Below are 26,255 nucleotides of genomic sequence, written 5' to 3' on the forward strand. Positions count from 1 at the left end.
AAAGGAATAAAAATGTTAGCAAGGTTCAAAGTATCCAACTTTAAAAGTTTTGGAAAAAATTTTGAAATTGATTTTACTAAAGCTAAAAAATACGATTTCAATAAAGAATGTATCAACAATGAGTTAATAAATAACGCTATTATTTATGGAAAAAACGGTACAGGGAAATCCAACTTAGGCTTTGCTATTTTTGATATTGTTGGGCATCTGACAGATAAAGAGAAGTCTGAAATAGATTACAAACATTACATCAATGCAAATAGCGATAGCAGTTATGTAGAGTTCGGTTATGAATTTATATTTGATAGTAATATTGTAACTTATGAGTATAAGAAATCTGATTATGAAACTATTGAATATGAAAAATTTTCTATCAATGAAAAAGTATTAGCACTTATAGACAGAACAGAGACAAGGGAGAAGACTATATTGGCTTTCAAAGGCACTGAAAATCTGAAAACCGAGATTACTAATAAGAAATTATCTATTTTGAATTATGTAAGATATAATTCCGAATTAGAATCAAATGAAGAAAATGATATTCTTTATAGTTTTTTTGATTTTATAGAGAGAATGCTATTTTTTCGCTCTTTAGGAATGAATGAGTATATTGGTCTTGAAGTAGGAAGTACTAGTCTAGAAGAAGATATAATCAGTAAAAATCTTGTATCAGATTTTGAACGATTTCTAAATAAAGTAGGAATAGAATGTAAGTTAAAAGCCATTAGACTAGTGGGAAAAAGACAACTTTTTTTTGATTTTGGAAAAAAACAAATTCATTTTTCTGACATTGCCTCACAAGGCACCAAATCTCTTACTCTTTTTTACTTTTGGTTGCAAAAAATACGTGAAGTAAATAAAGTTTCGTTTGTCTTTATTGATGAATTTGATGCTTTTTATCATCACGAATTGTCGGAGCTTGTTGTGGAAGAATTGAAAAAAACGGGGGTTCAGTTTGTTTTAACCACGCATAACACCTCCGTTATGTCCAATGATTTGCTTCGCCCCGATTGTTATTTTATAATGAATAAAGAAAGAATTGCATCCCTACCATATCTTACGGATAAAGAATTAAGAGAGGGACATAATTTGGAAAAAATTTACAAAGCGAATGGGTTCACAATCAGAAAATAATATTTTGTTTGTTTTTGAAGGGAAGAAAACAGAACCTAATATCCACGAAAAGTTAAAGCAATATTTTTTTGATGAAAGAACAGTCATCACTTGTGTTTTCGGTACGGTTATTTATTCCATTTATAAAGATTTAGAAACCGATGGATACTTAGATACTTTTTCTCTACTTAAAAATAGAATTGAAGACTTAAAAAAATACAAGAAGAAGGATTTTTCTGAAATTTATCTGTTTTTTGATTGTGAATGTCATGCTACAAACTATAGTCCAGAGAAACTTAAGAAATTATTGAGTGTTTTTGATAATGAAACTGAAAGCGGTAAATTATACATCAGCTATCCAATGGTGGAAGCACTAAAACATTATCATTCAGATAAAGATTTTCAACAACTTACAGCTCATTGTTCGCAAGATTACAAAAGGGAAGTTAATCAATATTGTGAAGAAAAATATAAAGACTTTAATCAATACGATGAAAATATTTGGAAAGAGCTCATAAAATTTCATCTGTACAAGATGAATTATATTGTAACGAATGAATACTCTTATCCATCACAGATTTATTCTCAGATAGATATCTTTAATGAACAAAAGCAAAAATTTATCGACAAAGACGACAAAGTAAGTGTATTGAGTGCTTTCCCTATTTTTATACACGATTATTTTGGAAATGAAAAAACGAAGCAAAAAATAAAAATATGAACTATCAGCTCAAAATATACAACTCCCTTACGGGCGAAAAAGAAAACTTTGTTCCTTTGAAGGAAGGACACGTCGGGATGTACGTCTGCGGACCAACCGTTTACAGCAATGTACATTTGGGAAATTGCCGAACCTTTATGTCGTTCGACCTAATTTTCAGATACTTGAAACACATCGGATATAAGGTTCGATACGTTAGGAACATCACAGATGCTGGGCATCTTACCGACGATGGCAACGTTGAAAACGACCGCTTCGTAAAACAATCCCGATTGGAGAAGTTAGAACCAATGGAAATCGTACAAAAATATACGGTGGATTTCCATAAAGTATTGGAAATGTTCAACACATTGCCACCGACCATCGAGCCGACTGCCACGGGGCATATCCTCGAACAAATACAACTAACCGAAAAACTCATCAAGGACGGTTTCGCTTACGAAAGTAACGGTTCGGTGTATTTCGACGTGCAAGCCTACAACCAACGCGGACTAAATTACGGAGAGCTTTCACGCAGAAATATAGAGGAACTGTTCGCCAACACACGCGATTTGGACGGACAGAGTGAAAAACGCAACCCGCAGGACTTCGCCCTCTGGAAAAAAGCCTCGCCTGCTCATATTATGCGATGGGCTTCGCCTTGGGGAGATGGTTTTCCGGGCTGGCATTTGGAGTGTACCGCAATGAGCACTAAGTATTTAGGTGAGCGTTTTGACATTCACGGAGGCGGATTGGATTTGAAATTCCCACATCACGAGTGCGAAATTGCTCAGGGAAAAGCCGCCAACGGAGAAAGTCCGGTTCGTTATTGGATGCACGCCAATATGCTGACAATGAATGGGCAACGAATGAGCAAATCCACAGGAAATTACATATTGCCAATGCAGCTTGTTTCGGGAGAAAATGACTTTTTCGAAAAACCATTTAAACCATCGGTGGTGCGATTCTGCTTTATGCAAGCTCACTATCGAAGTGTTTTGGACATTTCCAACGAGGCAATGCTCGCCGCCGAAAAGGGCTTTACCCGACTTATGGAGGCGGTAAAAACACTTTCGTCCTTGCCTTCTGCTCAGAACTCTTCGTTCAATGTAAAAAGCTGGAAGAAGGAATGTTATCAAGCAATGAATGATGATTTCAATAGCCCTATTCTCATTGCACAACTTTTTGAGGGCGTTCGTGTTATTAACCTCGTAAAAGACGGGAAAGAGACGCTGACCGAAGCCGACCTTCGTGAGTTGGAAACTACTTTCAACGCCTTTGTTTTCGACGTATTAGGACTGAAAGACGAGCAACAATCCGCTGAGAATAACGATAAATTGGACGGTGTAATCCAAATGCTAATACAGATGCGTATGGAAGCTCGTGCGAATAAAGACTGGGCTTTGTCCGATAAAATCCGTGACGAACTGAAAGCCATCGGTATTCAACTCAAAGACGGAAAAGACGGAACGACGTATAGTTTGGAGTAAACAACATTGACAATAGGCTCAAAATAATCATTCCATCAGATGGTAAGTTTCAAAATGAGGCTACCTAATTACTAAAAAAGAAAACTACCTAAGGAAAAACCTTGTTCCTAGGTAGTTTTTATTTAGGAAATTACACAGCCGTCCGAAAGTTTTTTGAAAACTCATAAAATTCCTTGTCAACCCTTTATTTATAAGGGCAGACTTGTTTGTTGTGCGGAATTATCTCTGTCAAAGAGTGTGTTTTCAGGTGGTTTTTTCACTTTTTTTACGATAGGTTTCAGTTCGTTGCAAACATAATTCAGCGTCAGATAGTGCATAAGACACACCCTTATTTTCTCGCAAAAATTACTAAATGCCGTCTTTTTATCGCTATAAAATCGCTTTATCAACTCCAACAGAAGATAGCAAATCAAAGATACATAAATCTGTGATTTCACCGCATTTTCACTCGTGCCAAGAAAAGTTTTTATCTGTAAATTTTGCTTCATCGCCTTGAAAAACAACTCAATATCCCATCGTTTTTTGTACAAATCCGCAATGGTTCTCGCCGTCCAATCCATATTATTGGTGATGATTTCTATGGTTTTGTTGCCGTCTTGCTTATAAACCGTTACCAAACGTAATTTCTCTTGATCAATACCACTTTCTACCGCCTTTTTTGAGGTCAAAACGATGATTTCATCTTTGAGGATGTCGTGGTCTTTTTCATCAGGCAGGTCTCGTTCTTCAAAACTTTGGTAGAGCGTGTTGGACTTAATTCGCGTAACAAAAGTATTTTGGCAATGGATTCTGCCGAGCATCAAACTAAAATCAAAATAGCCTCTATCCTCAACAATGATGGTGTTTTTCGGATAGATATTTTGTTGTAATCCTTTGCTATCGTGTGTTTTAGCTTCGGTGATATTGACCATTTCAGGCAATCCAAGTTGATCGTCCCAAACGGTGTGAATTTTGAGTCCGCCTTTAGCTGTCCGAAATTTTGCCCAGTTGAAAAGACTTAAACACAGGCTAATGGTAGTACTGTCAATGATTTTTATTTTGTGGTTTTGGATTTCATCGATGATATGACTTTGATGTTTGGCTTTTAAAGAGTGTTTGTAATACTTTAAAAGACTAGAATACAAATCTTTAAATACTGCATAATGTCTTACTTTGTTTCCATCACTCATTGTTGATTTTGCGGGACTTTGTTTGAGTTGGAGATCGCTTAGGAAAGTGCTACTTACTGATAATCCGCAACTTATGTCGGATAGCGTATAGCATTTATTCAGCTGTCCGAAAGTTAGTGCCACCAATTGGTCGCGAGTTTTATAGGTAGACTTTCCCTTATCGGACTGATGTTTAGCGATTTCCGCTCTTAAAATATGCGCAGGAATGAGATCTAAAATTTGTCTGATTACGGGTTTATTTGTATTTTTGCTTCGCCTGAAGAGTGCCATAATTGAAAAAAAATGGGAATTTTTCAAATATACAACATTCTCAGGCAACTTTTATTTTAAAAGTTTCGGATAGTTGTGAGGAAATTACTAAAATTTTCGTGTTGGTTCTACGGAAAAGATACTGTATTTTTTGTACTCTTATCCTATTTTGAAGTATCGTAAAGAAAAACTCAAGATTTGGTATGCCTTACTAAAAATTCAATATTGTAGATTTCGCTAAAAAATAACTTTCATACAATCAAATTTGAAGAGAAACAACAAATAAAAATAGGCTGTCTTCCCGACTGCCTATTTCATTTAGAGAGATGATAAAGCCCTCATACAGAGGGATATTTTAACGGATATTTTAGGTATCGAAAAAAAACTGTAAAACTACCCTTTCTTCACCTAAACTTTATCCGGTCTATTACTATTTTGTATAACAGAATTTTCAGACTTTTTTACTGTCTATCCTCCTAACGGATAGCAAAATAAATGTTTTTTTTTGATATAAGCAAATTTTTTTCTTACTTTTATTTATTTGTTATAAAAAAAACAATTCGTGACACATAAAATATTGATTTACAAAGCATTAATTATTTTCAAAGAAAAAATACTTTCTTCACCATCTTATATTTCTAATAAAAATTTCACTCTTTTACTTTCCTGAATACTACAGCTTTATCCTTGTGGTACTTCTGTAGGAATGTGATGAAACACACAAAGAAACAAACAATATGACTGATACAATTCCTAGCGAATTTTCAAGCAAAAATTTGAGATAGTTGTATCAAATTTATTTGTTTAAATGCTTATTTTTTAGTATATTTGCCAATAAAAGATTAATTTACTATGGATATTTACGAAAAAATAAATGAAACGGCGCGTATCATTCAATCGTATATTTCGGAACATACGCCTGAGTTTGCGATTATTTTAGGATCTGGTCTGAGCCGTTTGGAAAACGAAGTGGAGGTGATTTCTGAAATCAAATATTCAAACATTCCGAATTTTCCAAAATCAACAGTAAGTGGGCATAAAGGTAAGCTCATTTACGGGAAAATAGAAGGACGCTATGTTTTGATGATGGCAGGCAGAGCTCACTACTACGAGGGCTATTCGATGCAAGAGGTAACTTTCCCTATTCGAATTTTTAAGCAGTTAGGAATTAATCGGCTTATTGTATCGAATGCATCGGGAGGGGTGAATCCTAATTTTGAGATTGGCGATGTGATGATTATTCGCGATCACATTAACATGTTCCCCGAACATCCGTTACGAGGCAAGAACTTGGATCAGTTTGGAACACGTTTCCCTGATATGAGTAAACCATACTCGTCCGCAATGATTACCGAATTAGAGAATATAGCCAAAGAAAACAACATCAAGGTTCAAAAAGGAGTGTATGTTGGTTTGCAAGGTCCTTCTTTTGAAACACCTGCTGAATACGGTATGGTACGTATCTTAGGAGGCGACGCCGTTGGAATGAGTACGGTACCTGAAGTTATTGTAGCTCGACATCAGAACATGGAAGTGTGTGCACTTTCTGTAATCACTGATTTGGGAGGGCCAGAAATAGCTCCAAACGTGTCGCATGAGGAAGTTCTAAATGCTGCAAACAAAGCAATGCCAAACGTAATTTTATTGGTGAAAAACCTTATAAAACGATACCGATAATCAGAGAACTTGCCTGAGAAAGCTGTCTGAATAATGTTTTCAGACAGCTTTTTTGTTTTAACTACTTCTTAACAGAGTTCTATTTTATTTTTCTTACCTTTGCCTCAGAGATGATGATAAATGTGGTGATGAATCGAATAATATACTTTCTTTTTTTGATACTTTTGGTATCTTGTCATAACACTGAAGAACAACAACTAACCTACATAAAAGGCTTCTTACCTAACACTAAAGAAAAGGTGGTTATTCTCTATGAAAATGACAAAGCTATTGACTCCATAACGCTTGATGAAAACAAAAAGTTTTTACTTGAAATGGATATTAAGGAAGAAACTTTGTACAATATTGAGATAGATCATCAGTATGTTTATGTCTACGTAGAGCCTAAAGATAGCTTAGTTTTTACGGGAAATATTTCTAACCTATCTGAAAGCTTATCCTTTTCAGGAAAAGGTGCTAATATCAATAATTTTATGCTTTCTCAATGGATTGAGAATGAAAAGGTAACTGCTTTTATCAAAAGAAATAATGCTCTTGAACCAATCGAATTTAAGAAAAAAATAGATTCTATCTACGAACAAAAACTGCAACATTATCAACTTTTTGTAGAAGAAAACCCTTCATTGTCTGAAAATGCAAAAAAAATTGCATTGGTAAGTGCTACTTATCCTTTATTTCGTGAGGTAGAGTCCTATCCATTTATTTATCAACGAAATAGCAATAACTCGGTAGCAAACTCATTGCCCAAAGATTTTTACAATCACCGCGATTTTATTGAGTTTGACAACAGCTCATTGGAATATTACCGTCCCTATTACAGCTACATGGTGATGTTAATCAACAATTTAACTTTTAAAAAATACAATCTAACACATAACGCTCCCGATATTAACAAAGACGAAGAGTTTCACTTGAAAAAAATACAAATCATAGACAGTCTTTTCCCTTCAGGAATGATGCGCGATAATCTGTACAGAAATGCCGCGTATGCTTATATTTTTAACATACAGAATAAACAGGATTGTCAATGCTATATGGAGGAATTTTACAAATACAATGAAAAAAACATTCATAAAGCAGAGTTAGAACAAGTGTTCATCCGAACAATTGATCTACAAAAAGGACGCACTCCACCTGAATTTGAAATCATCGACTTGGACGGAAATTACTACAAATTATCAAATATTGTTCGACCTAAAGTGACCGTCGTTTATTTCTGGTCTGTAAACCAAAGAGAAATGTCAAACCTTATTTTCAACAGAATTTTACAATTGAAGGAATTATTCCCCAATGTGGAATTTATCGGCATTGATGTTGGACAAAATGTTTCTGAATGGTGTAATACGGTATTCACATCTTCAAATCGATTAGTAGGACAGCAATTCCATTCTACAAACTTCGATGATTTATCTCGAAAATTATTAATAAACAATATTAGTAAAACACTGATAATTAGTGAGGATTACAGCATCATATCTGCTTTCGAAAACATATTCAGTCCAAACGTGGAGCGATTTTTAGTCTTAGGAGAGTAAATCTATTCCGTAAATACTATTTTTTTCATATATTTGTCCCAACAACTAAAAACACAATTGTATATGAAACGAATAGTATTTTCTTTTGTAGTTGTTTTATTAAATACGGTAATGCTTCAAGCGCAAAGCATTATGGGCAAGTGGAAAACAATTGATGATGAAACAGGAAATGAAAAGTCAATTGTTGAAATATTCGAGGAAAACGGAAAAGTTTACGGAAAAATTATTGAACTTTTCGAAGAAAAAAACAAAAATGCAATTTGTTCCAACTGTTCAGGTATCAATAAAAATAAACCTTATTTGGGATTGATTATTATCAATGACCTAAAAAAAGATGGTAATGAGTGGAATGGAGGAACTATTCTGGATCCAAAAACAGGTAAAGAATATAAATGCTTAATTGCATTAGAAAGTACTAACAAACTGAAAGTTAGGGGATATGTTGGCTTTTCCCTAATAGGAAGAACTCAATATTGGCAACGTATAAAATAAAGAATAATGACAAATACAGAACAAGTTAAGGATTTAGTGAATCGCCTGGGTGCGTTAAGGAGGTATCTTTGACGTAGATGGTAAACGCATCGAAATTGCGAATGAAGAAGAGAAAACATTCGCCCCCAATTTTTGGGACAACCCAAAGGAAGCTGAAAAAATAATCAAAGAACTTCGATCTAAAAAAAAATGGGTAGAGGATTATGAGGAGTCAGAATCATTAACCTCCGAGTTGGAGATTCTCTTAGAATTTCAAAAAGAAGGAATTGCCTCTGCTGATGAAGTAGATGAGCAGTACGCTAAAGCGCTACATCATATTGAAAATTTGGAATTCCGGAATATGCTTTCTGATGAAGGTGACTCCATGAGTGCGGTTTTGCAAATCACTGCAGGAGCTGGAGGTACAGAGAGTTGTGACTGGGCTTCAATGCTATTGCGCATGTACACAATGTGGTGTAACAATCAGAAATACAGTGTAAAAACTTTAAACTTTCAAGAAGGGGATGTCGCTGGAATTAAAACAGTTACCATTGAAATTGAGGGAGAGTATGCTTTTGGATATTTAAAAGGAGAAAATGGTGTACATCGATTGGTGCGTATTTCCCCTTTTGATAGCAATGCAAAACGACACACTTCGTTTGCTTCGGTATATGTGTATCCATTGGCAGATGATACTATCGAAATAGAAATAAACCCTTCGGATATCAGTTTTGAGACAATGCGTTCGAGTGGAGCGGGTGGACAAAATGTGAACAAAGTAGAAACCGCTGTTCGATTGCGACACCATCCCACTGGAATTATCATTGAAAATTCTGAAACGCGCAGTCAATTGGACAATAAAAACAAAGCTTTACAACTCTTAAAATCACAGCTTTACGAAATTGAATTAAAAAAACGCCAAGCAAAACGTGATGAAATCGAAGCTGGAAAAATGAAAATCGAATGGGGATCACAAATACGAAACTATGTGATGCACCCTTACAAATTGGTGAAAGACGTACGCACTGCTCACGAGTCTACGGATGTTGATAGTGTCATGAATGGAGAAATAGACGCTTTTTTAAAAGCTTATTTGATGTTGATGGGACAATCGGAGGAATCTAATTAGTTAGCGACGGAGTTAATTTGTATGTATTCTGAAAATATCAAAGAGTTTTATTAAAAGAGAACTCTTGTAAATACAAACTACAGGAGAAGAAATAGAACTGAAAATGAGGTTACATTCTGTAATTTATCTAAAAAATCAATTGTAAAAAGTTTTATAACTTGAAAGTTTTTAAAAATTAGAACGAAAGAATGTATAAAAATTTTATAGAACAAATCGTTAAAAATCAAGTCGTTTTCGCCTTAAAGAACAAAAAAGAGGTTGCTGTATGTCCCTCTGCGGAGTTTTTTGTTGAGGAAACGGGTGAGGCGATTGCTGTTTTCCCATTTTGGTCAGAAGAAACGATGGCTAAAAGTTGTCAAGAAGACGAATGGAGCGATTATCAAATAGAAAAAATTAAACTATCCGAATTCATGGAATTTTGGTGTTTGGGAATGTATGAAGATAGCGTTGCTGTAGGGATTAATTTTGACGCTAATTTGTCTGGAGCCGAAGAAACCCCAGACCAATTATTAAAGGACATTATCAAAGAGATAGAAAGAACGAATACACAAATAAAATTTCAAAATTTTGTATCGTTAAACCAATTACGAAATTTTTTCTTATAGTACAAAAAATAGCGATTTATATCAATATAAAAACAAAAAGGTTGTACGAAAAGTTGAATACTTATTAGTTTGAACCTACAAAAATCTTGAAGTAATTCATAGATTTACACATGTTCCTTTCGTACACTTACTATACCAAATATACAATGTTATGAAATTATTAGACGGAAAAAAAACATCAGAACAAATCAAGCAAGAAATTGCTGAAGAAGTAAAACAAATCAAAGCTAAAGGTGGTAAAGTTCCTCATTTAGCAGCGATTTTGGTAGGCAACGATGGTGCGAGTTTAACGTATGTTGGGAGCAAAGTTAAAGCTTGTGAGCAAGTCGGTTTTGAATCTACTCTAATAACCCTTCCTGCAGAAATCACTGAGGTGGAGTTATTACAAAAAATCAACGAATTAAACAAAAATCCTGAAATTGACGGATATATCGTTCAGTTACCATTACCGAAACACATCGACAGTCAAAAAATATTGTTAGCCGTTGACCCTGAGAAAGATGTTGATGGATTTCACCCTGCAAACTTCGGAAAAATAGCTTTAGATATGGAGGCTTTCATCCCTGCGACACCTTTTGGAATTATGGAACTACTCAAACGCTACAACGTAGAAACCAAAGGAAAGCATGTGGTAGTGGTTGGACGTTCACACATTGTTGGTCGTCCAATGAGTATTTTGCTTAGTCAAAAAGGAAATCCAGGAAATGCAACTGTTACTCTAACGCATAGTTATACTCCTAATATCAAGGAAATTACAAAACAAGCTGACATTATTGTAATGGCATTAGGCATTCCTGAATTTTTAAAAGGAGATATGGTTAAAGAGGGCGTAACTGTTATTGATGTAGGAATTACTCGCCTTGAAGATGCAAACGCTCCAAAAGGGTATCGTATTGTAGGAGATGTTGATTTTGAACAAGTTAAAGACAAGGCGGACTACATTACCCCAGTTCCAGGAGGTGTAGGCCCAATGACAATTGCTATGTTATTGAAAAACACGCTTTTAGCAAGAAAATGGAAGGATAAATAATTAATAAACGAATGATATATAAATTTAGAATTATACTTGATGTAAAAGAAGATGTTTTTCGAGACATCGCCATTGAAGGAGATGCCACACTGGAGGATCTTCACAACATTATCGTGCAGTCTTTTGGATTTGCAGGAGATGAGATGGCTTCGTTTTACTTGACTGATGAGGACTGGAATCAAGGTGAAGAAATTACTCTTTTTGACCTTTCAGAAAGCGGAGAAATTCGTCTGATGGAGGAAACCTCTATTGATTCTGTAGTGAGCGAAGAAGAACCTAAATTACTCTATGTATATGACTTTTTCTCAATGTGGACATTCTTCGTAGAACTGGTTGAAATTGCGGATGAGTATGAAAATGGAGTGTCATATCCTGCATTGCTTTTCTCGCATGGAACAATTCCTGCAGAAGCTCCTGAAAAATTATTTGAAGCTGAGAATTTTAATGAATTCGATGATGAATTCAACGATTTTGATATGGATGAGGAGGATTATGAAAACTTCAGAGAGGAAGATTATTATTGATCATTGCTTCTAAACTAAAAAATAAAGCAATATTTAGCTATTTTATAACCAAATATTAATCAAAAAATCTGTTTTGTTTCAGAAAAGTATTAAAAATTTATGCTAAATCTTTACACCACTCACATTGACAGCCTTTCTATACATCGCGTTGGAAATCAAAGCAAAAATGAACCGCTATTTTTATCGGAGCAACCTTATTCATTGAATGACGAAATCATCGGGTTATTAAAGGAATATTTTTTCAAGCCTTTCCGTGAGAAAGAGGAAAATTACTTCCGATTTTCACATGAAGCGGACGTGGAATTTAATGAATTGTTCCAACTTGTATCCAAAATTTTTGACAATGAAAATACAATACACCAAGTATCTAAAGAGATAGCTCAGCATTTATACAGACAATCAAGTCATCCGCATATTAAAAGCGGTGAGTTGTATGTATCTTTACTACATGACATCTATCTGGATAACCAAAAGGTAACCGCTGTTGGGATTTTCAAATCGGAGATGAAACATAGCTTTTTACAGTTTGAAGAAAATCAGAACCAATTGGATATTATTATCCAAGAGGGGGTAAATATCCACAAGTTGGATAAAGGTTGTATCATTTTCAACGTCAACAAAGAGGAAGGATATAAGGTACTTTCGGTGGATAGCAATCGTTATGACACCAAGTATTGGCTGGAAAATTTCTTAGGAGTAGATGCTCTTATCGATGAAAATTTTTACACCAAAAAATATTTGAAATTCAGCCAAGATTTTGCTAAAGATGTAATACTACCTGCCGAAGACAAGCAACAAGAGGTACTTTTCATGAATAGAGCCATCAACTATTTCGCAAAAAATGACGAGTTTGAAGAATCTGCTTTTATGAACGAAGTTCTTGACAATCCTGAGTTTATACCCGAATTTAAACATTATAAGGTGGAAAAAGGACCAAAATACAATATCGAAGACGTATCCAACTTTCCTATTGCGAATAAAGCCGTTACAGAAGCACGGAAAAAAATTAAAAACGTAATTGATCTGGATACCAACATTCAAATTCGTATGGATTTTGTGAATCCTGAATCGGCTGAAAGGTTTATCGAAAAGGGCTGGGACGAGGAAAAACAGATGTATTACTATTTGGTTTATTTTAATAAGGAGCAGAAAAATTAATTACAAACAAAGGTTATACGAGAATTCTGTATAACCTTTGTTTAATTTCATAAAATATTTTTTCAATCTGTTGATGAAGCAACAATGCCTATATAGATATTTTGAATTGGGTTGTAAACGGTATAAAAAAACGTTCCCCACCATTCTTTTCCTGCATCAAAAAAATTGGAAGTATCATCACTCCATTGATAAATTTCCAGTCTTTCTATATCTGTGAACAAAGTTTGACAGAAATCTAAAAAGTAACTTCCTTTCTCAAAAATATTTTTCCCTACTTGAAGAGAATGTGGCGGATTCAAAACCGCATAAGCAAAACCATCAGGTAAGTGAGTAAAAGTTTTAACGATATTTTCACTCGATTCTATAGTGTCATGAAAAAAATAATTATTTAAGAAATACTTTTGACCTCTTACAAGTAATTTTTGCGTGGTTATGTCATATTGCCATCCCATGAACTCAGCTGGAGTTATTGGGTTCCCTGAATGCTCAAGTCGTTGTAAATCAAGCGTAATTTCAAAAAAATCAGAGCGTTGCCCTCCTTTTTCTAAAGCCTTTTTTTCGTAATACACATCTGATTCTTTCTTAACTTCCAAAAGAGTATGCCGAGCTACTTCCAAATGTTTTTTGTATTTCGAATAAGTATGCATATCCACCAAAAAGATCTTGCAGATCACTACCCCAACAGTTTGTAAGTGTTTTGTTTTCTGAGTCAAAATAGAATCCGTTATAAGTTGAATATCTGCATCCATTATTTTCTTTTTTATTAATTTTGAGGAAAATAAAAAACCAAGTAGATATGTATTTCATTACTTGGCTTTCTATTGTTTTATTATCCTAAATATGTTTTTAATATTTTACTTCTTGAAGTATGTTTGAGTCGCCGTATAGCTTTTTCTTTAATTTGTCGTACACGTTCTCGGGTAAGTTCAAAGGTTTCACCAATTTCTTCCAAAGTCATTGCATGTTGGTCTCCCAAACCAAAATAAAGACGAATAACATCTGCCTCACGAGGTGTCAATGTTTCCAATGCGCGTTCAATTTCGGTACGTAAAGAATCCAAAATAAGCTCTCTATCCGGATTTGGTGACTCATTGCTTCGCAATACATCGTACAAATTTGAGTCCTCCCCTTCAACCAAAGGAGCATCCATAGAAATGTGGCGACCTGCATTTTTCATTGATTCTTTCACATCATTCACCGACATATCCAATTCTTTGGCAATTTCCTCAGCCGATGGCACTCGCTCATGAGCTTGTTCCAAATAGGCATACATCTTATTGATTTTATTTATAGACCCTATCTTGTTCAACGGTAATCGAACGATTCTGGACTGCTCTGCCAAGGCTTGTAATATAGATTGACGAATCCACCAAACGGCATAGGAAATAAATTTAAAACCACGTGTTTCATCAAAACGTTGTGCCGCTTTAATGAGTCCCAAATTTCCCTCGTTAATCAAATCGGGAAGTGTAAGCCCTTGATTTTGATATTGTTTAGCCACAGAAACAACAAAACGCAAGTTTGCTTTGGTCAGTTTCTCCAAAGCAATTGTATCGCCTGCTTTAATGCGCTGTGCCAACTCTACTTCTTCATCGGCTGTAATCAAATCTACTTTTCCAATTTCTTGAAGATATTTATCAAGAGAGGCTGTCTCTCTATTGGTTACCTGCTTGGTGATTTTTAACTGTCTCATTCTGATTAAGGTTTAAAAAACATATCCATTTACTTCGTTATACGTAACTTCTTTTCAATAAGTTACAACTTTAACTAACTTTAACTTTCGTATACTCCTACCCTAGCCTTTTCTTCCAAAATCAGCAGGAATTTCTCCCCAAAATTTAGTTTCCCATTTCAGGATAGGATTTAGATAGGTATTTTGTTCCAACCAACATTCGGCTCGATCAATAAGTTCAAAAATCTTTTCATTTTTTGGAGTTTCTTTGAGTTTTGTTTTACATTTTTTTTGGTGAATCCATTTAATTGCTATCTGACTATCAGTGTAGATAGGCATTGTTTGATTATTTTTCTTCATCAATGCCAATGCGTGAACTATAGCGAGGAATTCTCCAATATTGTTAGTTCCGTCTTCCATTGGTGGCAATCTAAAAATTTCTTCTTTTGTAGCTGTATGAACTCCTCGGTATTCCATCACTCCTGGATTGCCACTACAGGCAGCATCCACTGAAATGGAAGGAAGTTTCGGCTTTCCAACATTTGCCATCGCTACTTGGGATACAGTTGATTTTGCCAATGTACTTTTCTTATACACTTGATACCCCATAAGAAAGGCTTGTTGAGCTAACTCTTTGGTTACAAATCCTTTATATTTAGCTTTTGGATAGTTCTCTACCGCTTTTTTACATTTATCCCATGAAGAAAAAATACCCTTCTCTCTACCTTCCCAAACTACATAAAATTTATTTTTCGACATATTACTTCTCTCTTAAATCTCAGTGTATGAATCATAATTTCCTACAAATTGGTAATATTTCATCTTTCACAATGCGATATTTTTCAATTTCGGACATACTCAATCGTTGGGCGTATCTATTTTCCTCAACCTGAAAACCAATTTTTCGCAACGTATCAAAATAATCTATGCCATAGACTCGAACATGGTCATACTGCCCAAAAATACGTGTACGTTCAACAGGATCCGTAATGCTATCATCCTGAAATGTAAGAGTTCTGTTTACATCCAACGGAATCTGAAAAATTCCCATTCCCCCTTTTTTCATTATTCTAAACAATTCATTCATAGCCTTTATGTCATCAGGAATATGCTCCAAAACATGATTACACAAAACCAAATCAAACGAATTGTCTTCAAAAGGTAAATTGCATAAATCTGCTTTCACATCAGCAAGAGGCGAGTACAAATCAGTAGTTACATAATCCCAATGTGGATTTTTTTTAAATCGTCTATAAAAAGCTTGTTCAGGAGCTACATGCAAAACTCTGATTTTCTGCTCTAAAAGATTTGTTTCATTGGTCAAATAGAGCCACAACAACCGATGTCGCTCCAATGAAAGTGTTGATGGCGAGAGCACATTAGGTCGCTGAATGCCGTAACCATAAGGTAAAAATTTACGAAATCCTTTACCGTCGATAGGATCTTTGTATCGATTGCCTCGATACCATAAACTCAAAAAAGGACGTACCAAATAACTCATTTTGATGAGCCACGGACGAGGAATTGTATTTAATATCCAAGAAATCAAAATAGTAGTTTTTTAAATCTCTAACAAAATTATAAAAGACATTGGTTTTCACTATAAGATACTTTCTCCATTCAAATCAGTGGTTAACACCTCACTCATATAGTCAAACCACGGACGCATTGCCAAAAAAGTATCTATTACTTCGTTTAAAAAATATTCATTTTCAACATCTTCATCTGAAAAATTTCGTTTTACCACCCAATGTTTCATCCTAATAAGATCAATTGCTGGGAGGTCTTTCTCAAAACCTTTGGGAGCTGTTTTTAGAGTGTCAAAAGCTTGAATATTACCAAAATATTTTTGAAACTTCATGTCTGCTATTATTTCACGAATGGGTTGGTCATCCATCTCAAATTCCTTACGAATGCGAAAAGTATCTTCTTTATTCGGATTCCAAAATCCACCTCCTACAAATGAGTTATTAGGCTCTATATGAATATAATAACCACCTCTAAGTTCAGGCTTTCTTCGAGTAAATGAAGCTCCAAAATTAGTTTTATAAGGTGATTTATCTTTTGAAAAACGTACATCTTTGTAAATTCGGAAAATATGCATATCCGTAATGTCATCATGCTGTCGCAATCGTTGTAAAATCTCTTGAAAAAAGATTTTATTATCCTTAGCAATAGCATCGTATTCCGATTTATGTTCAGCAAACCACTCTCGATTGTTATTCCTTGATAAATCTTTTAAAAATTGTATTTTAACATTTTCATTCATTTAATTTTCAGTTTTTTATATTCTAATTTCATATGACCTACGATTGTATTTGCTACCAAACTGTAAAATTCAGCTTTTGCCCTACTCTTTTTCTGTAAAAGGAATTGATATATCGAAAATCTCAGCTAATAAAGCTTCTGTATATTCTTTGTAACTGTCTAATATAAAAGAGTTTATATTATAATCTTTCACATATGTTCTTCCTACTTTTTCTTTAGTATGGAACTTTATCAACCCCATATTGAGCCTCTTAAAAGAGATATTTCCTACAATCATACATTCCTGATAGCCAAAACGTTGCTGATACATGTATGCATAACTCAATAACTGAAATGCTTTGCTATACTTGAAATCAGTTACTAGCAAATTCCAATCGGCTATTCCTACAGCGTTTTCTTCTACTATACCTGTCTTATAATCAATAATATGCAACACGCCATCACGCATATCAATACGGTCAATAATTCCTTTTATATAAACAGGGAAAGGTAATTTATCACTCACAAAAGGCACTCTGATTTTTTCTTCCAAATGCAAAACAACCAATTCGGTACCTTTCTCAACTTCTTGCTGTTCAAGATCTAAAAACCGTTTCAAATAACTATGTATTACATTGAAAATCAATAAGTTTTTACCTAATTTAAAATCTTCATTTTTGTAATATTTAACGAATTTCTCTTCGATTAGAGCCTCCAATTTCGATTGCATTTCAATATAATGATGCTGTTTAAGAGGTATATTTAAAAAAGGGTTGTACAGCGTTTCTAAAACTTCGTGAACAATATCCCCAAAAGTTCGAGCTTCAATAGTTTCTTCCACATCACGCTCTTCATAAACTTGCAGTACATTTTGTTGGTAAAATACTCGTGGGTTTAATATATAATTTGTTATAGCTGAAGGAGATAACCCTTTATCAGCCATTTCCCTCAACCGCTGAAAAACAGCTTCAGTTTTCGGTATCTGTAACATAGAACCTTTTGCGGGATACACCTCAGGAGCCTTCACCTGATATTGAATCCTGTGGTTAGGATTCCTTTCTGACAACAATTGCAGGATAAATCGGCTTTTTTCTTTACTTTTCAAACTACCATTTTCAGTGTCATAAATTAAATATATGTTTTTGGCACTCTGTAACATACGATAAAAATTATAACTATAAATAGCATCCTTATCTTTGTAGGTAGGCATCTCTAAATGAAATTTTACGTCATAAGGAATTAAGGAATTCCCACTCTTTCCCATTGGCATAACCCCTTCATTTACAGATGTTATTATAATATTATCGAAATCCAAACTACGACTTTCCAATACCCCCATCACTTGTAAACCTTCCAATGGTTCTCCTTCAAAATTTAAGGAACTTTTTTGCAATATGTCTAAATAGAAATGATACAAGGTTTTTACAGAATCTATATAGCCATATTTCCCTTGTAAAGTCTGTAACTGATTGAATAACTGATAAAAACGATAAGCGTATTCCAAACCAAGTATATTCTCATTCTTATCAGATTCTACAGCGTTCTTAATTCTGTATATTATATTTAAAGCACTGTTTATCAAATCAGTAACATAATCATCGGTTTTCTCTGGAAAAAGAACTTCCATAATTTCCTTGTCTTCATCAGGAGTGATTTCCATTAATTTTGCTTTCGACAAATATGTCAGATTTTTTTCCTTGATATGTTGAATAATTTTAGAAATTCCTTTGCCTGAAAACACTTCTTGAAGAAATGGTTGTGTAAGTAGATGTAATACATCTTTGTAACGGTAACTTTTCGATAGGTGTAGCCTGAAAAAAGCGACAAACAAATCATTCAACGGTGTTTGTTGCAAGGGGTATCCCATCGTTACGTTCACTGGAATATCCGAACTAATAGACTGTAGTACAGGGATTAATAAATGTTCATCTCCAATGACTAAAGCTGTTCGTTCCATATTACTGTGAGGTATTTCTCGTAGCAATCCAGCTACCGTATGAGCCTGATTAACACTCTTAGGAACTCCTATAATTTCAATATTTTTAGACTCTTCATAACTGCTAGTGAGCCATTTAAACTCTTTCTTTCTTTGATTATAATACCTCCAGTTGTTCTTATATTTACGAATGAAATATCCTGCATCATGGTGAACATTATCCATGAAGTACTTGTCTATGTCCCAATATATCTCAGATTCGGTATCCATTAAAATGGATTGGACTACTTGCTGTTCTGCTTTTGAAAGAGCATTAAATCCAACGAAAATATGTATTTTATGGCTGTTTTCTTGTATGTATTTAGGTAATTTTTCGACTGCTTTTTTTGCAACAAAACCTGCATATCCGTGATTTCTATCGTTTAATTTTTCATTAAAAGCGAAATAATAATCGCCAAGTGTATTCCAAAAATCCAAATATTTTTGTTGCATTTCGGTTTGTTTTTCAAAACCAGACCAATGTTCTGCTTCTTTCAAAGCGTGAATATATGGGAAAATTTTCTCGGATTGTACCAAATAATGGTCAATATCACTAAAATCTTTCAATAGTGTTTGTCCCCACCCTATAAAGGTTTCAAAATCATCGGGAGTTGTTTGACAGGTATTTCGGTATGTTTCATAAAGCTCGAACAAAAGTTGCTGATTACCAACCTCTTGAACTCCTGAAATTTGCTGTAACAATTCAGCAATACTGATAAATTCTGGAGCTATTGAGACCTTTGTGGTTTGTTCAGCAAAATATTTTTTTAGAAATAATGCCGGACGCTTACCAGATGTGACGAAAATAATTCGCTCTGTCACAGTTGCATATTGCTCCAAAACATCAGTAATTACATTTTTTAAAAACATAGTTCCGTTGTAGTTAATTAAAATACATCAAAATAGTTCGAATTTATCAAACCTAAATGATTCCCTCTTGAATCAGATTATGTAAATGCACTACACCTATATATATATTACCTTCCGTAACTAACAATTGTGTGATTTTATTGGACTCCATAATCTCAAGAGCATCAATGGCTAAAGTATCAGCTTGAATTGTTTTTGGATTCAAAGTCATGACATCCTGAGCTGTAAGTCCGCTTACCGTATCAGTTTTGCTGAGCATTCGGCGTATATCCCCATCTGTAACTATTCCCATAATTCGCTCATTTTCAACAACTGCAGTCACTCCTAACATTTTTTCGGATATTTCAACAATCACTTTTTTGATGTCAGTAGTTGGTGACACCTGCGGTTTTTGATTGTTAACCACAATATCGGACACTTTCAAATAGAGTCGTTTGCCTAAAGCTCCACCAGGATGATATTTAGCAAAATCACTACTACCAAAGTTTTTCATTTTTAATAAACATACAGCCAAAGCATCTCCTAAAACCAATTGAGCAGTGGTACTAGTTGTAGGAGCCAAATTGTTCGGACACGCCTCTTTTTCAACATGAGCATACAAAATAGCATCTGCTTGTTGAGCTAAAATGGAAGTTTTATTTGAAGTAATCGCTATGAGTTTATTTTTCCCTCGCTTAAGCAAAGGTACAAGCACTTTGATTTCGGGTGTATTTCCACTTTTTGAAATACATATAACCACGTCATCCTCCTGAATGATTCCCAGGTCACCATGAATGGCATCGGCAGCATGCATGAATATGGCGGGAGTTCCTGTTGAGTTCATTGTTGCTACAATTTTACTGGCAATAATAGCACTTTTACCTATTCCTGTAACAACAACTCGTCCCTTTGATTTTAATATATAATCGACCGATTTTACAAAATTTTCATCTACAAAATCATATAATTTTAGAATAGATTTCGCTTCTTCTTCAATTGTTACTCGAGCGATTTCAATAATTTTATCTGTATCCATTAATTTTTTTCGTTTTTTTATTGTCAATTAAAAAAAAAGTTGTACTTTTATGTTTGCAAAGTTAGATAAAATATAGATACGATTAAATGGAATTAGCTAAAAATGATTTACAGAGTGCTCTAAAGCATTATTTTGGGTTTGATAGTTTTAAAGGACATCAACAAGAAATAATACAAAGTGTCATCAACAAAGAAAATACTTTCGTTATTATGCCCACCGGTGGTGGGAAATCTTTGTGTTATCAACTTCCTGCCTTGGTTTTAGAAGGTACAGCTATCGTAATTTCTCCTTTGATTGCATTGATGAAAAACCAAGTAGATGCCATTCGCGGAGTTTCGTCGACCGATAGTGTGGCTCACGTTCTAAATTCATCTTTAACAAAAGGCGAAATCCGAGAAGTTATGGACGACATCAGTAGCAAAAAAACTAAATTACTTTATGTTGCTCCAGAATCATTAATCAAAGACGAATATGCTAACTTCTTAAAAACCATACCAATATCTTTTGTTGCCGTGGACGAGGCTCATTGTATCTCAGAATGGGGACATGATTTCAGACCTGAATATAGAAACATACGAACCATCATTGACCGTTTAGGAAATGGCATCCCTGTAGTAGCTCTGACAGCCACCGCAACACCTAAAGTTCAGGAAGACATCTTGAAAAACTTGGGTATGTCCGAGGCAAATGTATTTAAATCATCGTTCAACCGACCTAATTTATATTACGAAGTACGTCCAAAAACCAAAAATGTGGACACTGACATTATCCGCTTTGTGAAACAAAACAGCAAAAAATCGGGAATTATTTACTGTTTGAGTAGAAAAAAAGTGGAAGAATTGGCTCAAATGCTACAAGTGAATGGTATCACCGCCGTTCCGTATCACGCAGGATTAGATGCCAAAACACGTGCCAAACATCAGGATATGTTTTTGATGGAAGAAGTGGAAGTGGTTGTCGCAACCATCGCTTTCGGTATGGGAATCGATAAACCTGATGTTCGTTTTGTGATTCACCATGACATTCCAAAAAGCATCGAAAGTTACTACCAAGAAACGGGACGTGCTGGACGTGATGGAGGCGAAGGACATTGCTTGGCTTTCTATTCCTATAAGGATGTTGAAAAATTAGAGAAATTCATGGTCGGCAAACCCATCGCTGAACAAGAAATTGGACAGGCTCTGCTACAAGATATTGTTGCTTACGCCGAAACATCAAGTTCAAGACGCAAATTCATACTCCACTATTTTGGGGAAGAATTCGACGAAGTAAATGGTGAAGGTGCTAATATGGATGATAACGTCCGCTATCCAAAGACTAAAATTGAGGCCAAAGATGATGTGGTTAAATTACTAAATGTTATCCTTTCTACCAAACAAAAATTCAAGGCTAAAGAATTGGTTAATGTCCTAGTTGGGAAAGTAAGCGCATTGATTAAATCTCATAAAATTGATGAACAGCCATTCTTTGGTATTGGAAAAGAAAAAGATGATCTCTACTGGATGGCTTTATTGCGACAGGTTATGGTTAATGGACTTATATACAAGGATATAGAAAGCTATGGAGTCATGTTTGTCACTGAAAAAGGAAAAGATTTTTTAAAAAACGTTCCTTCATTTATGATGACAGAAGACCATGTTTATGAGGAAGAACCTGAGGAAAATAACAATTCGAGTAGCGGAGTAGCTGACGAAGTGCTTCTGGGTATGCTCAAAGATTTGCGCAAGAAAGTAGCTAAGAAGAAAGGAGTACCTCCTTTTGTAGTATTCCAAGATCCTTCGTTAGAGGATATGGCGTTGAAATACCCTATCACAATTTCAGAACTTACTAACGTTCACGGTGTTGGAGATGGAAAAGCCAAAAAATACGGTGCTGAATTTGTAGAACTTATCGCCAGATATGTCGAAGATAACGACATCTTACGAGCTGATGACCTGATCGTTCGTACAACAGGATCCAATTCATCACTAAAACTGTATATCATCCAAAATGTTGACCGAAAACTACCATTACCCGACATTGCAAAGGCAAAGGGCTTGGAGATGGACGAATTCCTGAAAGAATTAGAACAAATCGTTTACAGTGGCACGAAACTGGACATCAACTATTGGGTTGACGAAATCTTTGATGAAGAACAACAAGAAGAGTTGCACGACTATTTCATGGAGGCGGAATCGGATAAAATTTCGATCGCATCGAAAGAATTTGACGGTGATTATGAAGATGACGAACTACGAATCTATCGAATTAAATTTATTAGTGAAGTAGCCAATTAGTTTAGGCATGTGATTAACCCTCAATGTCGAATTACAAAAGCTATCATAAAGTTTTTTTGATGTAATTTTGCTAAAAGTTCCTGAAACTCGATATTTTTAAATTCAAATACAAAATATTTCACGGAACTTTTTACTTTTTAAAAAGATTACACAAATCCAATTTATAAAACTAAAAGCTGAATGAAAATATCAGTAGTTATTAACACATACAATGCTGAAAAACACTTACAAGCAGTTCTTGAAACTGTAAAAGATTTTGATGAAATTGTAGTTTGTGATATGTATAGTACGGACAAAACTATCGATATCGCAACAAAGTATAATTGTAAAATTGTTTATCACCAAAACACAGGTTATGCTGAACCTGCTCGGAATTTTGCTATTAGTCAAGCTAAAAACGAATGGATTTTGGTAATTGATGCTGATGAAACTGTTCCTCCTAAATTAAAGGAATATTTATACAATATCATTGAAATGCCAGATTTAGGAGGGGTTTATATTCCGTTTAAAAATTATTTCATAAACAAATGGATGCGATCGGCTTATCCTGACTATAAGTTACGTTTCTTTCGCAAAGGAGGTGCTTTTTGGCCACCTGAAGTTCATTCAACCGTAAAGGTACAAGGAAAAATTATAAAAGTACCAAAAAACCAAACCAATTTAGCTTCAGAACATTTAGCAAATGATTCGATAACAACCATTTTACAAAAAAACAACACATATAGTACAGCCGAGATAGTACGCAAAAAAGATAAAAAAATAACTTGGTTTTTACTAATATGTTCTCCTTTATTTTGGTTTATTAAATTTTATTTTATTAAAAAAGGATTTTTAGACGGAAAAAGAGGATTTATATTTGCCATACTAAAATCACAATATAAATTTTCATGCTTAGCAAAAGTATATGAATATCAAAAAAATAACGAGTAAAGTAACATCAAACAACTTTGCTCTTTACACAAATGTTTTTCTGCTGTTAGGAGCTTTTATTTATTATTTTATTCCTTCAGAATTTAATTTATATGCATCAGAAAAGACGTTAAATATTTTTTTCAAAATAGCTTTGGTAGGCATTATGCTTATTACTTTTGCAGATATTTGGCTCAAAAGAAAGGTTTTATTTAAAAATATTGATAAAATAAGAGTTTTTTTCTTGCTGTTTGCTTCGACTATTGTAATGATTTACCCTTACAAACACAAAATGGTCTTAGGTTTGAGCATTGTTCTTTTCTCATTAATGTTACTATACGGACTCCACAAAAGACAATACATTGGATTTCACATTATTATGAAATCGTTGCTTATTTTTATTTTTTTTGTCTTTGCAAGTATTTTTTGGGCGACCAACACATCTGAAGCTTTTAAACACATTGATTATTTTGTGCTATTTTTAGCTGTTCCATTATTAAGTTGTTTTTACCGATGGAAAAAAGAAGAGATTTATATATTCATTTATCCTGTATTCACAGCCTTCCTAAGTCTACTTTCTTTAAATGTAATAGCTTATGTGTGTTTAGTGAAATATCACCAAAAACCTCTTTTTTCTTTTTTATCTTTTTCAAAAAGCTACTTAGCTCCTGGCACAAATCACTATGAAATTCTCAGATGGAGCGAGACCTTCCATCAAAGCATCATCGGTTGGGGGCTTTTCATTGTAGGAGTTTTAGGCTATTGGCTGTACAAAGAAAAAAAACAAAAACTCATTTCTATAGAACACATTAGCTTGTACGCTGTTTTACTCGCTTGTGTTTCTTTTATGATACAAGCACGTGTAGCAATGATTAGTATTGTCTTTTTTACAGGATTATTCATTTGGGTTGAATTAATGAAAAAAATTAATTCCCGAGGACGAATTTTTATTTACACAACCATAATCACCATTTTAGGAATATTGGGTTGTTATTGGATTTTTACTGAAACTCCTTATTTTAACGATGAGATAAGGCATACTATGAACAATGCTGCTATACAATTCTTCCCACAACATTTTTGGATAGGGGGTGGTGCTAACTATGAAATTGAAGTAATACAAAGCGTCAATTATGAATTTAATAAACTCCATAATATATTTTTGTCAGCAATGGTAAATCAAGGAATCATTGGCTTAATTTTGTTGTTATTATTTCATTTTTATGCAATATACACAGGGATTAAGTACGAGCATTTACTCGGAATATACGTCTTTCTAGCCTTTCTAATTTTTAATTTAACCGAAGACGTTTTAGGGTATCCCATCTGCGGGTTATTCTTCTTATTTACTTTAATCCCATTTGAAAAGGAACAAATAAATCAAATTCAAAAATAGATAAATATGACAAACAAAACCATCATTTTCGGAGCTCCTGCTGATTTCTTTAATCAGAAAATCATCGATAATTTTAAGTTTTTAGGTTTTGAGGTTATAGATGTATCTATTTCTCTAAACTATAAATACAGTTCATTAAAAGATAAATTAAAAAATACTTTTAGAAAGGCATTTTTTAATGACAATTCTCACAAAAAAAGAGTCCGTTTTGCTTTAGTTGAACAAGAAATAAATGAAAAAATAAACGCTTTACATAAAAAAGCCGATTATGTGCTTTTGATTCGTCCCGATATCTACCCAGAACATTTTTTGCAAAATCTGAAAACCAGATCTAAAAAAATGGTTGCTTATCAATGGGACGGATTAAATGTTTTTCCCGATGTAAGAAAAGTGGTAAAATATTTTGATCGATTTTTTGTTTTTGACCCTAAGGACGTCGCAGAATCTTTTTTACCTACAACTAATTTCTATTTTGATATTCCAGAACAATTGGAAAAAATAGAAAAAAGAAGTGTCTTTTTCGTGGGCGTTTGGAAAAGAAATCGTATAAAACCAATTGGAAAACTAATTTCCAAAATCAATGAAACAAATTACATCGCTGACATTTCATTATTTACGACTAAAAAATATATTTTAAAAAAATATGAAAAATCAGTTATAAATGTAACAAATAAGAGAATTCCACTAATGGAGAATCATCAAAAAGTTTGCCAATCAGCTGTTTTAGTTGATATACTAAACACGGTGCATAATGGCTTATCATTCCGAGTGTTTGAGGCGATAAAGTATAAAAAAAAGCTTATCACGAATAATTCGCATATAAAGAAGTATGATTTCTTTAATAAAAACAACATACTTGTTATAGAAAAAGATTCTGATTATGAGTTCATCCCTTCATTTTTAGAATTACCATATCTTGATTTACCACAAGTCATATATGAAAAATATGCTTTTACAAATTGGATAAAATATGTCTTAGATATACCTACATATCAGCCTATTGAATTGCCCAAAGCAAATAAATTACCTTAAAAACCTGCTTTTT

General features: G+C 34.0%; 23 protein-coding genes. 15 read left to right on the plus strand and 8 right to left on the minus strand.

Going from position 1 to position 26,255, the window contains the following annotated elements:
- Nucleotides 1-12 precede the first annotated feature (12 nt).
- Genes ACF3OB_RS01800 through cysS form a run of 3 tightly spaced genes read left to right on the plus strand, consistent with a single transcriptional unit; the run spans nt 13 to nt 3,303 of the window.
- On the plus strand, nt 13-1,134 hold the full coding sequence (locus tag ACF3OB_RS01800; protein ID WP_392448105.1) for an ATP/GTP-binding protein: 1,122 nt from the start codon (nt 13-15) through the stop codon (nt 1,132-1,134).
- Nucleotides 1,112-1,834, plus strand: a complete 723-nt coding sequence (locus ACF3OB_RS01805) for a hypothetical protein (RefSeq protein WP_172919650.1) — start codon at nt 1,112-1,114, stop codon at nt 1,832-1,834. Before ACF3OB_RS01800 ends, ACF3OB_RS01805 begins: the two co-directional genes overlap by 23 nt.
- Nucleotides 1,831-3,303 (plus strand): cysteine--tRNA ligase, encoded by a 1,473-nt coding sequence (cysS, locus tag ACF3OB_RS01810; protein WP_095894318.1) that lies wholly within the window; start codon nt 1,831-1,833, stop codon nt 3,301-3,303. Before ACF3OB_RS01805 ends, cysS begins: the two co-directional genes overlap by 4 nt.
- Nucleotides 3,304-3,491: 188 nt before the next feature.
- Here cysS and ACF3OB_RS01815 read toward each other — a convergent pair whose 3' ends face one another.
- Nucleotides 3,492-4,742 carry an IS4 family transposase gene (locus tag ACF3OB_RS01815; RefSeq protein ID WP_095894317.1) on the minus strand — a complete coding sequence of 417 codons (1,251 nt, stop codon included), beginning with the start codon at nt 4,740-4,742 and terminating at the stop codon, nt 3,492-3,494.
- An 831-nt stretch (nt 4,743-5,573) separates the two neighbouring features.
- On the opposite strand from ACF3OB_RS01815, the gene ACF3OB_RS01820 reads away from it, so the two are divergent.
- From ACF3OB_RS01820 to ACF3OB_RS01855, 8 genes are all read left to right on the plus strand, one after another.
- Nucleotides 5,574-6,398 carry a purine-nucleoside phosphorylase gene (locus tag ACF3OB_RS01820; RefSeq protein ID WP_042007921.1) on the plus strand — a complete coding sequence of 275 codons (825 nt, stop codon included), beginning with the start codon at nt 5,574-5,576 and terminating at the stop codon, nt 6,396-6,398.
- Between the two features lie 128 nt (nt 6,399-6,526).
- Entirely contained in the window at nt 6,527-7,933 is a 1,407-nt protein-coding gene (locus tag ACF3OB_RS01825) for a TlpA family protein disulfide reductase (RefSeq protein WP_392448106.1), read from the plus strand.
- A gap of 63 nt (nt 7,934-7,996) precedes the next feature.
- Nucleotides 7,997-8,425, plus strand: coding sequence for a DUF2147 domain-containing protein (locus ACF3OB_RS01830; RefSeq protein ID WP_392448108.1), 429 nt, complete (start codon nt 7,997-7,999; stop codon nt 8,423-8,425).
- Between the two features lie 6 nt (nt 8,426-8,431).
- A protein-coding gene (gene prfB / locus ACF3OB_RS01835) for a peptide chain release factor 2 (RefSeq protein ID WP_119652647.1) occupies nt 8,432-9,533 on the plus strand; the annotation gives its coding sequence in 2 pieces (ribosomal slippage) (nt 8,432-8,494 and nt 8,496-9,533; 1,101 coding nt in all).
- Between the two features lie 188 nt (nt 9,534-9,721).
- Complete coding sequence (locus tag ACF3OB_RS01840) at nt 9,722-10,138, plus strand: DUF2750 domain-containing protein (RefSeq protein ID WP_042007927.1); 417 nt, start codon at nt 9,722-9,724, stop codon at nt 10,136-10,138.
- Nucleotides 10,139-10,289: 151 nt separating this feature from the next.
- The gene (gene folD, locus ACF3OB_RS01845; RefSeq protein WP_042007929.1) at nt 10,290-11,168 is read left to right on the plus strand and encodes a bifunctional methylenetetrahydrofolate dehydrogenase/methenyltetrahydrofolate cyclohydrolase FolD; all 879 of its coding nucleotides are present in this window, start codon (nt 10,290-10,292) and stop codon (nt 11,166-11,168) included.
- 11 nt (nt 11,169-11,179) lie between these two features.
- Nucleotides 11,180-11,692: an IS1096 element passenger TnpR family protein gene (locus tag ACF3OB_RS01850; protein ID WP_042007930.1), complete on the plus strand. Its 513-nt coding sequence runs from the start codon at nt 11,180-11,182 to the stop codon at nt 11,690-11,692.
- 99 nt (nt 11,693-11,791) lie between these two features.
- Nucleotides 11,792-12,850 carry a nucleoid-associated protein gene (locus tag ACF3OB_RS01855; RefSeq protein ID WP_042007931.1) on the plus strand — a complete coding sequence of 353 codons (1,059 nt, stop codon included), beginning with the start codon at nt 11,792-11,794 and terminating at the stop codon, nt 12,848-12,850.
- Between the two features lie 62 nt (nt 12,851-12,912).
- On the opposite strand, the gene ACF3OB_RS01860 is transcribed toward ACF3OB_RS01855, so the two are convergent.
- The 7 genes from ACF3OB_RS01860 to ACF3OB_RS01890 all read right to left on the minus strand — a co-directional run bounded on the left by ACF3OB_RS01860 (nt 12,913) and on the right by ACF3OB_RS01890 (nt 20,629).
- Complete coding sequence (locus ACF3OB_RS01860; protein WP_095912570.1) at nt 12,913-13,599, minus strand: hypothetical protein; 687 nt, start codon at nt 13,597-13,599, stop codon at nt 12,913-12,915.
- Between the two features lie 80 nt (nt 13,600-13,679).
- Nucleotides 13,680-14,543, minus strand: coding sequence for an RNA polymerase sigma factor RpoD/SigA (locus ACF3OB_RS01865; protein WP_042007932.1), 864 nt, complete (start codon nt 14,541-14,543; stop codon nt 13,680-13,682).
- Nucleotides 14,544-14,645: 102 nt separating this feature from the next.
- Nucleotides 14,646-15,281: a viroplasmin family protein gene (locus ACF3OB_RS01870; protein ID WP_042344712.1), complete on the minus strand. Its 636-nt coding sequence runs from the start codon at nt 15,279-15,281 to the stop codon at nt 14,646-14,648.
- A gap of 31 nt (nt 15,282-15,312) precedes the next feature.
- Nucleotides 15,313-16,023 (minus strand): class I SAM-dependent methyltransferase, encoded by a 711-nt coding sequence (locus tag ACF3OB_RS01875; RefSeq protein WP_172918347.1) that lies wholly within the window; start codon nt 16,021-16,023, stop codon nt 15,313-15,315.
- A 99-nt stretch (nt 16,024-16,122) separates the two neighbouring features.
- Complete coding sequence (locus tag ACF3OB_RS01880; RefSeq protein ID WP_042346088.1) at nt 16,123-16,791, minus strand: DUF2461 domain-containing protein; 669 nt, start codon at nt 16,789-16,791, stop codon at nt 16,123-16,125.
- An 81-nt stretch (nt 16,792-16,872) separates the two neighbouring features.
- Nucleotides 16,873-19,614, minus strand: a complete 2,742-nt coding sequence (locus ACF3OB_RS01885) for a PD-(D/E)XK nuclease family protein (protein ID WP_392448110.1) — start codon at nt 19,612-19,614, stop codon at nt 16,873-16,875.
- A 52-nt stretch (nt 19,615-19,666) separates the two neighbouring features.
- Nucleotides 19,667-20,629: an SIS domain-containing protein gene (locus ACF3OB_RS01890; protein ID WP_042344724.1), complete on the minus strand. Its 963-nt coding sequence runs from the start codon at nt 20,627-20,629 to the stop codon at nt 19,667-19,669.
- 86 nt (nt 20,630-20,715) lie between these two features.
- On the opposite strand from ACF3OB_RS01890, the gene recQ reads away from it, so the two are divergent.
- The 4 genes from recQ (at nt 20,716) to ACF3OB_RS01910 (ending at nt 26,242) form a co-directional block, all read left to right on the plus strand.
- The gene (gene recQ / locus ACF3OB_RS01895; protein WP_042346086.1) at nt 20,716-22,905 is read left to right on the plus strand and encodes a DNA helicase RecQ; all 2,190 of its coding nucleotides are present in this window, start codon (nt 20,716-20,718) and stop codon (nt 22,903-22,905) included.
- Between the two features lie 180 nt (nt 22,906-23,085).
- Nucleotides 23,086-23,835 (plus strand): glycosyltransferase family 2 protein, encoded by a 750-nt coding sequence (locus ACF3OB_RS01900; protein ID WP_392448112.1) that lies wholly within the window; start codon nt 23,086-23,088, stop codon nt 23,833-23,835.
- Nucleotides 23,810-25,210: an O-antigen ligase family protein gene (locus tag ACF3OB_RS01905; RefSeq protein ID WP_392448113.1), complete on the plus strand. Its 1,401-nt coding sequence runs from the start codon at nt 23,810-23,812 to the stop codon at nt 25,208-25,210. The genes ACF3OB_RS01900 and ACF3OB_RS01905 overlap by 26 nt, the downstream gene beginning before the upstream one ends.
- 6 nt (nt 25,211-25,216) lie before the next feature.
- Nucleotides 25,217-26,242 carry a hypothetical protein gene (locus tag ACF3OB_RS01910; RefSeq protein WP_392448115.1) on the plus strand — a complete coding sequence of 342 codons (1,026 nt, stop codon included), beginning with the start codon at nt 25,217-25,219 and terminating at the stop codon, nt 26,240-26,242.
- Nucleotides 26,243-26,255 lie beyond the last annotated feature (13 nt).

The sequence above is a fragment of the Capnocytophaga canis genome (genome assembly GCF_043187445.1).
Classification (GTDB): Bacteria; Bacteroidota; Bacteroidia; order Flavobacteriales; family Flavobacteriaceae; genus Capnocytophaga; species Capnocytophaga canis.